Below are 12,429 nucleotides of genomic sequence, written 5' to 3'. Positions count from 1 at the left end.
GCATTGAATAACCATTCAATAAACCCCTTAAAAAAACAAACAACATGAAAAAGTTCTTCCTCGCAGCCGTTGTTGCTGCCGCTCTCGTATCCTGCTCCAGCAACGAAGGTTCTTCGACGACTGAGACCAAAGACACCACGACCGTTGTTACCACCCCCACTCCCGACACTGCCAAAGTGGTGACGACGACTGAGGTGACTAAAGACACCACGCACGTTGAAGGCCACGCTGCCGATACGACCAAGCACTAATTTCCTGTGCGCCGCTTGCCCGCATCAATGAATTGACCTTTTATTCATATGGCAAGCAATCGAACGGCCCCGCATTCCTGCGGGGCCTTTTTAGTGAATAATCAATAAAAACCATCCAATCCTATTAAGGAAGCGGTTGCGGGAACACGTTTCACTCCATCCGCCACATCGCTAATTTTAGTTATACAATAGCCATTATTCCATAGATATTATCCACTAGACTGCCATTACCGGTACCTTTGCACCTTCATGAAAGAATCAGTTAAAGAATCAGCTATGACTTTTGACGCGCTCGGCCTGCAGGAATCCATCCTCCGTGCCGTCCAGGACCTCGGCTTTACCGAGCCGACCACCATCCAGGAAAAAGCCATCCCGGTATTGCTTTCCGGAACCAAGGACCTCATCGGCCTGGCCCAGACCGGCACCGGTAAAACGGCCGCCTTCGGCCTGCCCCTGCTGCAGCTCATCGATGCAGCCCAGAAGCACCCCCAGGCCCTGGTGGTATGCCCGACCCGCGAGCTCTGCATGCAGATCGTCAACGAGATCGAGCTGTTCAAGAAATACGAAAGAGGCATCAACGTGGTAGCCGTTTATGGCGGTACCTCCATTTCCCAGCAGATCCGCGACATCCGCCGCGGGGTGCAGGTTGTCGTGGCCACGCCCGGCCGCCTCATCGACCTGATCGAGCGCAAGGCCATCAACCTCGAAGAGATCCAGTACGTGGTGCTCGATGAAGCCGACGAAATGCTGTCCATGGGCTTCCAGGAAGACATCGAGTTCATCCTCCAGAATACCCCCAAGCGCAACAGCACCTGGCTGTTCAGCGCCACGATGCCCCCGGAGATCCGCCGCGTCACTCAGCGCTACATGAAGGAGCCCTTCGAGATCACCGTCGGAAAGAAGAACACCGCCAACAAAAACATCGACCACCAGTTCTGCGTGACCACGGCGCAGCACCGCTACGAAACCCTGAAGCGTATCATCGACTTCAACCCGGGTATGTACGGCATCATTTTCACCCGAACGAAGGCCGACGCCCAGGAAGTGGCCGAGAAGCTCACCCGCGAGGGCTACGACATCGACGCCCTCCACGGCGACCTCTCGCAGGGCCAGCGCGACAAGGTGATGGATGAGTTCCGCGAAAAGACGCTCCAGCTCCTCATTGCCACCGACGTGGCTGCCCGCGGTATCGACGTATCGGGCATCACCCACGTGATCAACTACGAGCTTCCCGACGACGTGGAAGTATACACCCACCGCTCCGGCCGTACGGGCCGCGCCGGCAAAACCGGCGTTTGCCTCTCCATCGTGCACCAGCGCGAGTCGTTTAAGATCAAGCAGATCGAGCGTATCGTGCAGCTCGCCTTCAACCGCGTGGAGATCCCCACGGGCAAAGACGTTTGCCGCAAGCAGTTCTTCTTCTTCATGGACAAGCTGACGCAAGCCGACATCTCGCACGGCGACTACGCTACCTACTTGCCGATGCTGGAAGAGAAGTTTGCCGATATGAGCAAAGAGGAAGTGCTGCAGCGCGTGGCCGCCCTCGAGTTCGACCGCTTCCTGCGCTATTACGAAAACGCTGAAGACCTCAACCTGCGCCAGTCCGACCGCCGCGACCGCAACGACGACCGCCGTGATAAGGCGCCCGATAACCGTGCCGACCGCAAAGGCAAGCACAACGTTTCGAGCAGCAACATGGTAAAGCTGTTCGTGAACCTCGGCACCAAGGACGGTTTCTACAAGGCTTCCTTCCTGCAATTCATCCTCGACCTGAGCGACCTTCCTAAGGATGTGCTCGGCCGCATTGACCTCAAGGAGCTCAATACCTGGATGGAGGTGGACCAAAGCGCCGCCCAGCAGATGATGCGCGCTATCGACGGCAAGAAGTTCAAGGGCCGCCGCATCCGCATGAACGAAGCCGATTCCTTCCGCAAATAATTTCAGATGTCAGATTCCGGATTTGCTGATCGGGTCAATTCTGAAATCTGAGATCCGAAATCTGATTTTTCTTTATATTTGAAGTACATGTTCCTCGCAAACGCATACCGCTGGTTTTATTTTTATTACTTCCAACCGAAGCCGGGAATGCTTTGATCGTGCACGAACACCAGTAACAATGTAAATGCATCATAAAGGTCCCGGCAACTGCCGGGACCTTCTTTTTTTATGGAAAACGCGACTGTATCCATACAAGGTTTCGAAGGCTCCTTTCACCAGGTAGCGGCCCGCCGTTTTTTCGGCGACGAAGTGGCCGTGCTGCCCTGTGCCACCTTCCGCCAGGTGGTGGAGGCGGTGGAGTCCGGCGCGTCCGCCGCGGGGCTGATGGCCATCGAAAACTCCATCGCCGGCTCGATCCTGGCCAACTATGGGCTGCTGCAGCGCAGCCGCCTGTTCGTCAGCGGCGAGGTGTACCTGCCCATCCGGCAACACCTGCTCGTCAACCCGGGCGTACGGCTGGAAGACATCCGCGAGGTGCATTCGCACCCGATGGCCCTGCAGCAGTGCGGCGATTTCCTGGCAGCGGGAGGGTGGAAGCTGGTGGAAACCGAAGACACGGCACTGAGCGCCAAACGCCTTCGTCAGCACGGCAACCGGCACGCCGCAGCCGTCGCGGGGAGCCTGGCGGCCGAGCTCTTCGGGCTCGAGATCCTGCGTGCCGACATTCACGCCGACCCGTATAACTACACCCGTTTCCTGGTGCTGCACCCCGCCCCGGCCAGCGCCGGCAGCGCTGACAAAGCCTCCCTGTCCTTTGGCCTGCCCCACCGTCGCGGCGCACTCGCCGCCGTACTTACGCTTATCGCCGGCGCGGGGATCAACCTGAGCAAGCTCCAAAGCTTCCCGCTGCCGGGCCCCGACTGGGAGTATACCTTTCACGCCGACCTCGAATACAAGCCCGGCGCGCCGCTCGAGGACCTGCTGGAGCGCCTGCGCCCCCTGACCCGGGCCCTCCGCGTATTTGGAATCTATAAAAACGGACGACCGCTATGAACCTCCGCACCGCATCCCGCCTCGAAGGCATCGGGGAATACTACTTTTCGCAAAAGCTGCGGGCCATCGAAGCGCTGAACCGCAGCGGCGCGCCCGTGCTCAACCTGGGCATCGGCTCCCCCGATGGCGCGCCGCACCCGGATGTCATTGCCACCCTCCAGGAACAAAGCGCCCGTCCCGGCGTGCATGCCTACCAGGGCTACAAAGGCATCGAGGCCCTGCGCATCGCCATGAGCGCCTGGTATGCCCGCTGGTACGGCGTTAGCCTGAACCCATCCGTAGAAATACTGCCGCTTATCGGCTCCAAGGAAGGCATCCTGCACCTGTGCATGACCTACCTGGGGCCCGGCGACGAAGCCCTCCTGCCCAACCCGGGCTACCCCACTTACCGCAGCGCCGTGCAGCTCGCCGGGGCAACAGCGGTTGATTATAAGCTGACCGAGGCCGGCGGCTGGACACCCGACTTCGCGGCACTGGAGGCCAGCGACCTGTCGCGCGTAAAACTGATGTGGGTCAACTACCCCCACATGCCCACGGGGCAACTGCCGCCGGCCGGACTCTTCGAACAACTCGTTGCTTTCGGGAAAAAGCACAACATCCTGATCTGCCACGACAACCCGTATAGCTTTATCCTCAACGACAACCCGCAAAGCCTGCTGGCAGTGCCGGGCGCCCTGGAATGTGCGGTGGAACTCAACTCGCTGAGCAAGTCGCACAATATGGCGGGCTGGCGCGTGGGCATGCTTTGCGGCAACGCCGAACGCATCGGGGACGTGTTGCGCTTCAAAAGCAATATGGACAGCGGCATGTTTCAACCGCTGCAACAGGCGGCGGTGACAGCCCTCGGCCTCGGCGCGGAGTGGTATGCTGCATTGAACGACACCTACCGCTCGCGCCGCGCCGCTGCCGGTGCCTTGCTCGAGCTGCTGGGATGCAGCTACGATCCCGGCCAGGCGGGTATGTTTCTCTGGGCGCGGATCCCGGGCCATTGGTCGGACGGCTTTGCGCTGAGCGATGCCGTTCTCGACGGCGCCCGTGTGTTTCTGACGCCCGGCGGCATCTTCGGCTCTCAGGGCGACCGTTACCTCCGCATTTCGCTGTGCAGTCCCGGCGAGCGCTTCACGGAAGCCGCCGACCGTATTTCTACGTACCTGAAAAAAGAAAACCTATGACGCTTGCGGTGATCGGACTCGGATTGATCGGTGGCTCGATGGCGCTAACCCTGAAGGAAAAAGGGCTGGCCGTGCGGGTGTTAGGTGTGGAAGCGGATCCCTGCCACGCGGCGGAAGCGCTGCGCCTTGGGCTGGTGGAAGAGATATTGCCGCTCGACGCCGCCGTTGATGCTGCCGACGTGCTGCTGCTCGCGGTGCCGGTGGACGCACTGGTAACGCTCCTTCCGCGCGTGCTCGACCGCGTGAAGCGGCAGGTGGTGTTCGACGCAGGCTCCACGAAAGAAGCGGTGCTCAACGCCGTTGCCGGCCACCCACGCCGCGGCCGCTTCGTGGCGGCGCACCCGATGTGGGGGACGGAATACAGCGGCCCGGCAGCGGCGGTTTCCAATGGCTTTATGGGCAAAGCCGCCGTCATCTGCGACAGCGAAGTGTCGGACCCCGACGCACTGGCCAAGGTGGAAGGCATCCACCGCGCCCTCGGCATGCACCTCGTATATATGAACGGCCGCGACCACGACGTGCATGTAGCCTATATCAGCCATATCTCGCACATCACGTCGTTTGCGCTGGCCAACACCGTGCTCGAAAAAGAGCGGGAAGAGGGCACCATCTTCGAGCTCGCTTCCGGCGGCTTCGAAAGCACCGTACGCCTGGCAAAAAGCAACCCGGCGATGTGGGTGCCCATCTTTCGCCAAAACAGAGAAAATGTGCTCGACGTGCTCAACGAGCACATCAGCCAGCTGCGCAAGTTCAAAGCCTGCCTCGAAAAAGAAAACTACGACTACCTCGGTGAGCTCATTGGCCAGGCCAACGCGATCCGGCGCATCATCCATTAACACGCACGGCAGCCCCTTACTTTCGCGCTGCCGGCACAAACGAATCGTATGAAAAACGTCCTCGACACCGTCCGCAATAAGCGGCCCCTCATCATCAGCGGTCCCTGCAGCGCCGAAACCGAAGAGCAGGTACTCGAAACCGCTGCGCGCCTCGCCGCTACCGGCAAGGTCGATCTGCTGCGCGCCGGCATCTGGAAACCCCGCACCCGCCCGGGCTCTTTTGAAGGTGTGGGCACCAAAGGACTGCCCTGGCTGCAGGCCGCCAAAAAGGCCACCGGCCTGCCCACCGCCGTGGAAGTGGCAACGGGCAAGCAGGTGGAAGACGCGCTGCACTTTGATGTGGACGTACTCTGGATCGGCGCCCGCACCACGGTGAACCCGTTCAGCGTGCAGGAAGTAGCCGATGCCCTGAAAGGTGTTAAAGTGCCCGTGCTCGTGAAAAATCCGATCAATCCCGACCTGGAGCTCTGGACCGGCGCCGTGGAGCGCGTAGCCAAATCGGGCGTGGAAGAGATCGGGCTCATCCACCGCGGCTTCTCGTCGTACGGAAACACCGAGTACCGCAATGCACCGATGTGGCACCTCGCCATCGAGATGAAGCGCCGCAACCCGGAGCTGCTGCTGATCAACGATCCTTCGCACATCTGCGGGCGCCGCGACATACTTCAGGAAGTGGCCCAGGAGGCCATTGACCTCGATTTCGACGGCCTGATGATCGAAAGCCATATCGACCCCGACAACGCCTGGAGCGATGCCAAGCAGCAGATCACACCCGAAGCGCTGGCGGCCCTCCTGGAAGGGATCATCTGGCGCAAGGAGGAGACCGGCAACGAAGAAGCGCACGCCGTGCTCGAAAAGCTGCGCCAGCAGATCAACCAGCTCGACGACGAGCTGATGCAGCTGCTCAGCCAGCGCATGAAGCTCGCCGACCGGATCGGGCAATACAAAAAGGAACACAACATCACCATCCTGCAAACGCGCCGCTGGAACGAGATCCTCGAACGCGCCATCCGCAAGGGCGAGCGCCATGGCCTGAGCCAGGAGTTCATCACCCGCTACCTCGACGCGGTGCATATGGAAAGCATCCACCACCAGAACAAAATCTTCAACAGCTGATGACCACTTTCAAGATCGGGAACGCATCGGTCGACTATCATTTCGACGGCAGCCTGAAAGACCTTAAAACCCTCGCCGACCCGAAACGGTCGGTGCTGCTCACCGACGAGCACGTATTTGCCGCGCACGGCAGCAAGCTCAAAGGCTGGAACAGCATCGTGCTGAAACCGGGGGAGGCCTATAAGATCCAGGCCACTGTAGACTCGGTGATCGGCGAGCTCATCGAGCTCGGCGCCGACCGCGGCTGGACCCTCGTGGGCATCGGCGGTGGTGTGGTGACCGACCTGGCCGGCTATATCGCTTCCGTATTTCTACGGGGTATCCGCTGCGGCTTCGTGCCGACGACGCTGCTGGCTTTGGTAGATGCCTCCATCGGCGGCAAGAACGGGATCGACTTCGGCTTGTACAAGAATATGGTGGGCACGATCCGTCAGCCCGCTTTTATCCTGCACGACTATACCCTGCTGAAAACACTACCCGAGGCCGAATGGCGCTCCGGCTTCGCCGAGATCATCAAGCATGCAGCCATCAAGGACGCCGGCCTGTTCGGAGAGCTGGAGTCGGGGAGCATACGATTTTACCAGAAGAACAAAACCGCGCTCGCCGAGCTGGTGGAGCGCAACGCGCTCCTGAAGACCCGGATCGTGCGTGCCGATGAGACCGAGCAAGGAGAGCGTCGCCTGCTCAACTTTGGTCACACCCTGGGCCACGCGCTCGAGAACCAATATGAGTTGACACACGGCGAGGCCATTTCGATCGGTATGGCATTTGCCGCGAAGCTTTCGGAGGAGCGGCTGCGCTTCAAAGAGGCGGCGCGCGTGGTTGCCCTGCTGGAACAATATGGATTGCCAACGGAAGCGCTGTATAAAAAGGAAAAAGTGTTGCCCGTGCTTGCGAAAGACAAAAAGAAGGAGGGGAGCAGCCTCCGCTACGTGCTGCTCCAGCGCATCGGCAAGGCGGTGACCGAAGAACTTTCGCTTAAAGAAATCGAAGAATTGCTGTAATGGAAGCTATCGTATCACCTTCACGGGTTTCGGGTATTTATACGCCCCCTGCATCCAAGAGCGCCATGCAGCGGGCTTGCGCGGCGGCCTTGCTCCACCCCGGGACCACCGTTGTGAATCATCCCGGCCGTTCTGAAGACGATGCCGCGGCCCTGCGCATCGTTGGGCAACTGGGTGCGCAGGTTTCCGATCACGGCGACCGCATCGGGATCGCATCGACCGGGCATCCGCAGCTGCCGCAGCAGCCGCTGATCGATTGCGGCGAAAGCGGGCTATCGATCCGGATGTTCACGCCGATCGCTGCGCTGGTGGACGGCCCGCTGCAGCTGACCGGCCGGGGCAGCCTGCTGCAGCGACCGATGCAGTTCTTTGCTGAAGTGCTGCCGCAGCTGGGTGTGCCCACCACCTTGAACAAGGGCCTGCTCCCGATCTCCATAAACGGACCGCTGCAACCCGGCGATATTGAGATCGACGGCTCACAGTCCTCGCAATACCTTACCGGCCTGTTGATGGCCTATGGCGCCGCCGCGCACACCGGCGCCACCATCCGGGTGCGCGACCTGAAGAGCAAACCCTACGTGGACCTGACGCTGGCATTGATGCAGCATTTCGGCATGAATGTGCCACGCAACGAGGGTTATGAAGCCTTTGTGTTCGGTCCGTCGAAGCCCCGCGCGCAAAGTGTCGTAACCTATACCGTGGAGGCCGACTGGAGTGGCGCGGCTTTTGGCCTCGTGGCCGGCGCTATTGCCGGCAGGCTGGAAGTAAACGGGCTCGACGTCTTTTCCGAGCAGGCCGACAAAAATATCCTGCAGGTTTTGATACAGGCGGGTATTCCACTCAGTGTACGGGAAGATGGGATTACGGTAGGTTCGGACTCCCTTCCCGGAAAGGGGCGGGGATGGGCATTCAACGCCACCGACTGCCCCGATCTCTTTCCACCCCTGGTGGCACTGGCGGCTTTCTGCGATGGCACCTCCGTTATAGAAGGTGTGTCGCGCCTGGCGCACAAGGAAAGCAACCGCGCCCTTACCCTGCAGGAAGAATTCGGAAAGCTGGGGCTAACCGTAGAACTACAGGACGACCTCATGATCATTCGCGGGGGCTGCCCACTCCGGGGCGGCGTCGTGTCCGCACGCCACGACCACCGCATTGCCATGGCACTCGCCGTAGCAGCACTGCGCGCCGAAGGGCCCGTGACCATTACCGGCGCAGAAGCCGTGGGCAAGTCGTACCCGCAATTCTGGCAGCACCTGCAGCAACTCGGTGCCGCTGTATCTTTAACCGGTCAATCCACCGCATGAACCAATTCGGCCGCCAGTTCCGGCTTTCCATCTTCGGCGAATCGCATGGCCCCGCCGTGGGCATTACCGTCGACGGGCTGCCCGCCGGCCTCGCGTTGTTGCCCGGCGACTTCGACTGCGACCTCGACCGGCGCAAGGGCGGCCAGCAGAAGGGCACCACGCCACGCCAGGAAGAAGACCGCCCGCATTTCATGAGCGGTCTCTTCAATGACCGCACAACCGGCGCGCCGCTCACCATGATCTTCCCCAACAGCAATACGCGCTCGGCTGATTACGAAAAGATCCGCGCCGTGCCACGCCCGGGCCATGCCGACCTCGTGGCCACGCAGAAGTTCGGCGGCTTTGAAGACTACCGCGGTGGCGGGCACTTCAGCGGCAGGCTGACGGTATGCCTCGTGGCTGCTGGCGTTATCGCCAAGAAGCTGCTGGCGAACCTGCGCATCGAAGCACGCATAACCGAAGTGGGCGGCGAACCCGACGTGGACACCGGGCTACAAAGAGCAATTGCCGCCAAAGACTCCGTCGGCGGCATCGTGGAGTGCCGCGTGCACGGACTGCCGCCGGGTTTGGGCGAGCCGTTCTTTGACTCGGTGGAATCGCTGCTGGCACAGGCCGTTTTCAGCATTCCTGCCATCCGCGGTATCGAATTCGGAACCGGGTTTGCGGCAGCGCGCATGCTGGGCTCGGAACACAACGACGCCATTCTCAACGGTAGCGGACAAACGAAGACCAACCATGCCGGCGGTGTCGTTGGTGGGATCACGAACGGCAACGAACTCGTGTTCCGTGTGGCGGTAAAGCCGACCTCGTCGACCCCCAAGGAACAGGAGACCTGGAACCGCGAAACCGGAAACGTGGCGGCTTTCTCGGTGAAGGGGCGCCACGATCTCTGCATCGCACTCCGGGTGCCACCCGTACTGGAAGCCGTCACCGCGCTCGTGCTTGCCGATCTCTACTTACAACAGGGGCTACTCCCGCGAATACTTTCCTGATGCACCAACATACCGTCAACGCCTCCCTGCAGCTCGTGCCCATCGTCCAGGACCGCCATCCTTATGCGTGGGTGGACGAAGCCATCGCCGTCATCCAACAATCGGGTATCACCCACGAGGTGGGTCCCTTCGCCACTGTTTTAGAAGGAACCTACGACGAAGTGATCGCCGTCTTCCATGCTTTAAACGAGCATTTGCAACAGCGTGGCTGTGCGGAATGGATCGTGCATTTTCAACTGCAGGTGCGGGCGGATGGGCCGATAACGGGAGAGGAGAAAACGGGGAAGTTCAGGTAAGTTTTTATGGTTCTTGACGTTCTTGTAGTTCTGAATGCATATCAGCGCAGTTTCCGGAACGGCAGGTCCAGCACCTCGTAATTCCGGTCGTTGGGCCAGTAGAAGTGCCACCACTCGGTGGCGAGTACCGTAAAACCAAAGTGTTCCATTATTCCGCGTAACAATGCCCGGGCCCTTAGAACCGACGGAGAAAGGGCGCTGAAATCGCTGTGCGCCGTATCGGTGAAGTTGTCGAAGCCCGTGCCCATATCCAACTCCTGGCCGCTTCGCAAATCCACCAGCGTCAGGTCGACGGCGACGCCGCGGTTGTGACCGGAGCCTTTCGCTGGGTTGGCCACGTAGCGCTCGTCGTGAACCAGGTCCCACATCAGGCGGGTGGCGGCATGCGGGCGGTACGCGTCAAAGATTTTAAGGGTCAGTCCGAGCTTCCGGAAGCTGTCCTGAGCGGCTGCGAGGGCCTGCGCGGGCAACACGCGCAGGTAGGTCTTCGTTCCCTGCTCATAAAGTACCCGTCCGGTGAAATTGTTCGCCGTTGCATAGCGCAGGTCGTACCGGATTCCCGGCGACAGCGTATGGAGTTCCACCATGCGTTGGGTGCTGTCCCGGCGAATCAACTGCCGGTAAATTTTTGATTTCCCGACAATTCTTATATTTTGTGCCCGGCACGACTGTGAGAGCGGCACCATTGTTGCTAACTGCAGCCCGGCCGTAACGAGGCAGCGGATCATCCTGTTGTTTTGTCGCATAATCGAATCGTTCATGAGCGAAAAGCCAATATCCACCTTTTGGGGCATCAGCCTCGGTATTTTCCTGCTGCTGGCTGCTGCTGCCGGCTGCAAGGGCAAGCGCAAGCACATCCGCCTCGATCAGAAGCAGGTGGTGGCGCGCCCTGAGGAGCTGAAGGCCACCGTGTCGGACCTGCTGGAGTCGGCACTCGAAGGCGCCCTTGACAGCACCGATCGCAGCGGCGCCCTTCCTTTTCGTAATGTGCCGGCCATGGCCGCTATTTATAAGAAATCGGAATACGCCCCGCTCTGGTCGCACGACAGCGTGTGGCTCAGTAAGAGCGACAGCCTGCTCGCGTTGCTGCACAATGCGCGCCACTACGGCCTTTTTCCGCAGGACTATTCGGTAAAAAAGCTCGACTCGTTGCTGCCGCGCGCCCGCGATACCGCTCGCGGCAACCGCCTCGATGCAGCGCTCTGGGCGCAGACCGACCTGTACCTGACCGCCGCCCTCGTGGACTTTGCCACCGACCTCAAGGTAAGCCGCCTGCAACCCGACTCACTGCGCCGCCGCGACAGCGCGCTCCATGCGCCTTTCTTCGACAGCGTGGCCCGGCGCTTCGGCACCCTTCCCGTCGACTCGTTCACACGCAGCCTCGAGCCGAAGCACGCCGGTTACCACGAGTTGCGCGCGGCCCTCGATTCCTTCCTGCTCAAAGCGCGCTTCCGTAATTATACGGCCATAAACCTGAAGGATACGCTGCACCTGCCGCAGCAACTGCGCAAGCGTCTTTCCGAAGATTCGATCCATTACGACGCCTCGCTGCCCGATTCGCTCGCGCTGGCTACGATGGTGCGTCAATACCAGAAACGCAAGGGCATCAAAGTGGATGGCCGCATCAGCCCGGAGCTGCTCACGCGGCTGAACATGAGCGATGCGGACAAGTTTGCGATCATTGCTCTCAACATGGACCGATACAAGGCTTTGCCGGAGTTGCCGGTGGAATACATTTGGGTGAACCTGCCTTCGTACCAGCTACAGGTAGTACACGGCGACTCCGTGACGCTTACTTCGAAAGTGGTCGTGGGCAAGCCTGAAACGCGGACGCCGGTGCTGGCCAGCGCGGTGAACAACATGATGACCTACCCGCAGTGGACGATCCCGCCGAGCATTATTAACAAAGACATCCTGCCGGCGCTGCAGCGCGACCCGGGCTACCTGGCGCGCAAGGGCTACAGCCTGCTCGATACGAACCGCAACGAAGTAGATCCGTATAAAGTAAAGTGGAGCAAGTATAAGAAAGGCATTCCCTACAAAGTGGTGCAGGGCAGCGGCGACGACAATGCGCTGGGCGTGCTGAAGTTCAATTTTCCCAACAAGTTCTCGGTGTACCTGCACGATACCAACCAGCGCGGATTCTTCAGCCGCAGCAAGCGGGCCCTGAGCCACGGCTGTGTGCGGGTGGAGTCCTGGCACAGCCTGGCCACTTACTTGCTGCATCGCGACTCGACGCTGCTGGCGATGGATTCGGCGTCGCGTGCCAAGCCCGTGTCGGTGGATTCGCTCGACAGCTGGCTGGCGCAAAAGAAGCGGCAGTATGTGCCGCTGCGCAGACCGATGCCGGTGTTCCTGCGCTATTTCACCGTGGGCCGCCAGGCTGGCAGGCTGGTGTTTTACGAAGACATCTACGGCGAAGACCGCCGCCTGCGGCAGGCCTACCTTACCCGAAAATAAACCGCTT

General features: G+C 60.3%; 12 protein-coding genes. 11 read left to right on the top strand and 1 reads right to left on the bottom strand.

Annotated elements, in window-relative coordinates; all coding sequences use genetic code 11:
• Positions 1-44 precede the first annotated feature (44 nt).
• The 10 genes from E0486_RS01790 (at position 45) to E0486_RS01745 (ending at position 9,962) form a co-directional block, all read left to right on the top strand.
• A complete protein-coding gene (locus tag E0486_RS01790) occupies positions 45-251 on the top strand; it encodes a hypothetical protein (protein ID WP_131850427.1) in 207 nt (68 codons plus the stop codon).
• A 276-nt stretch (positions 252-527) separates the two neighbouring features.
• Positions 528-2,189 (top strand): DEAD/DEAH box helicase, encoded by a 1,662-nt coding sequence (locus E0486_RS01785; RefSeq protein WP_131850426.1) that lies wholly within the window; start codon positions 528-530, stop codon positions 2,187-2,189.
• Between the two features lie 228 nt (positions 2,190-2,417).
• On the top strand, positions 2,418-3,242 hold the full coding sequence (locus E0486_RS01780; protein ID WP_131850425.1) for a prephenate dehydratase: 825 nt from the start codon (positions 2,418-2,420) through the stop codon (positions 3,240-3,242).
• Entirely contained in the window at positions 3,239-4,414 is a 1,176-nt protein-coding gene (locus tag E0486_RS01775; protein ID WP_131850424.1) for a pyridoxal phosphate-dependent aminotransferase, read from the top strand. The genes E0486_RS01780 and E0486_RS01775 overlap by 4 nt, the downstream gene beginning before the upstream one ends.
• Entirely contained in the window at positions 4,411-5,250 is an 840-nt protein-coding gene (locus tag E0486_RS01770; RefSeq protein WP_131850423.1) for a prephenate dehydrogenase, read from the top strand. Before E0486_RS01775 ends, E0486_RS01770 begins: the two co-directional genes overlap by 4 nt.
• 48 nt (positions 5,251-5,298) lie before the next feature.
• On the top strand, positions 5,299-6,366 hold the full coding sequence (locus tag E0486_RS01765) for a chorismate mutase (RefSeq protein WP_131850422.1): 1,068 nt from the start codon (positions 5,299-5,301) through the stop codon (positions 6,364-6,366).
• On the top strand, positions 6,366-7,370 hold the full coding sequence (gene aroB / locus E0486_RS01760) for a 3-dehydroquinate synthase (protein WP_131850421.1): 1,005 nt from the start codon (positions 6,366-6,368) through the stop codon (positions 7,368-7,370). The genes E0486_RS01765 and aroB overlap by 1 nt, the downstream gene beginning before the upstream one ends.
• Entirely contained in the window at positions 7,370-8,674 is a 1,305-nt protein-coding gene (gene aroA / locus E0486_RS01755) for a 3-phosphoshikimate 1-carboxyvinyltransferase (protein ID WP_131850420.1), read from the top strand. Before aroB ends, aroA begins: the two co-directional genes overlap by 1 nt.
• The gene (locus E0486_RS01750) at positions 8,671-9,666 is read left to right on the top strand and encodes a chorismate synthase (RefSeq protein ID WP_131850419.1); all 996 of its coding nucleotides are present in this window, start codon (positions 8,671-8,673) and stop codon (positions 9,664-9,666) included. The genes aroA and E0486_RS01750 overlap by 4 nt, the downstream gene beginning before the upstream one ends.
• Complete coding sequence (locus E0486_RS01745; RefSeq protein ID WP_131850418.1) at positions 9,666-9,962, top strand: thiamine-binding protein; 297 nt, start codon at positions 9,666-9,668, stop codon at positions 9,960-9,962. Before E0486_RS01750 ends, E0486_RS01745 begins: the two co-directional genes overlap by 1 nt.
• Positions 9,963-10,003: 41 nt before the next feature.
• Here E0486_RS01745 and ddpX read toward each other — a convergent pair whose 3' ends face one another.
• Complete coding sequence (gene ddpX / locus E0486_RS01740; RefSeq protein ID WP_243697353.1) at positions 10,004-10,549, bottom strand: D-alanyl-D-alanine dipeptidase; 546 nt, start codon at positions 10,547-10,549, stop codon at positions 10,004-10,006.
• 172 nt (positions 10,550-10,721) lie between these two features.
• Between ddpX and E0486_RS01735 the strand changes: the two genes are divergently transcribed.
• Positions 10,722-12,422: a L,D-transpeptidase family protein gene (locus tag E0486_RS01735; protein WP_131850417.1), complete on the top strand. Its 1,701-nt coding sequence runs from the start codon at positions 10,722-10,724 to the stop codon at positions 12,420-12,422.
• The last annotated feature ends 7 nt before the right edge of the window (positions 12,423-12,429 follow it).

Source organism: Flaviaesturariibacter aridisoli, from assembly GCF_004343705.1.
GTDB lineage: Bacteria > Bacteroidota > Bacteroidia > Chitinophagales > Chitinophagaceae > Flavisolibacter > Flavisolibacter aridisoli.
Note: the sequence above shows the minus strand (reverse complement) of the source record. Positions and strands in the feature narration are given on the sequence as shown.

Bases quoted from the DNA above. Each gene is read 5' to 3' on its own strand.
- E0486_RS01750 (WP_131850419.1), top strand. From the start codon at position 8,671: ATGAACCAATTCGGCCGCCAGTTCCGGCTTTCCATCTTCGGCGAATCG.
- E0486_RS01745 (WP_131850418.1), top strand. From the start codon at position 9,666: ATGCACCAACATACCGTCAACGCCTCCCTGCAGCTCGTGCCCATCGTC.
- E0486_RS01735 (WP_131850417.1), top strand. From the start codon at position 10,722: ATGAGCGAAAAGCCAATATCCACCTTTTGGGGCATCAGCCTCGGTATT.
- E0486_RS01765 (WP_131850422.1), top strand. From the start codon at position 5,299: ATGAAAAACGTCCTCGACACCGTCCGCAATAAGCGGCCCCTCATCATC.
- E0486_RS01780 (WP_131850425.1), top strand. From the start codon at position 2,418: ATGGAAAACGCGACTGTATCCATACAAGGTTTCGAAGGCTCCTTTCAC.
- aroA (WP_131850420.1), top strand. From the start codon at position 7,370: ATGGAAGCTATCGTATCACCTTCACGGGTTTCGGGTATTTATACGCCC.
- E0486_RS01785 (WP_131850426.1), top strand. From the start codon at position 528: ATGACTTTTGACGCGCTCGGCCTGCAGGAATCCATCCTCCGTGCCGTC.
- E0486_RS01770 (WP_131850423.1), top strand. From the start codon at position 4,411: ATGACGCTTGCGGTGATCGGACTCGGATTGATCGGTGGCTCGATGGCG.
- aroB (WP_131850421.1), top strand. From the start codon at position 6,366: ATGACCACTTTCAAGATCGGGAACGCATCGGTCGACTATCATTTCGAC.
- E0486_RS01775 (WP_131850424.1), top strand. From the start codon at position 3,239: ATGAACCTCCGCACCGCATCCCGCCTCGAAGGCATCGGGGAATACTAC.
- E0486_RS01790 (WP_131850427.1), top strand. From the start codon at position 45: ATGAAAAAGTTCTTCCTCGCAGCCGTTGTTGCTGCCGCTCTCGTATCC.
- ddpX (WP_243697353.1), bottom strand. From the start codon at position 10,549: ATGGTGGAACTCCATACGCTGTCGCCGGGAATCCGGTACGACCTGCGC.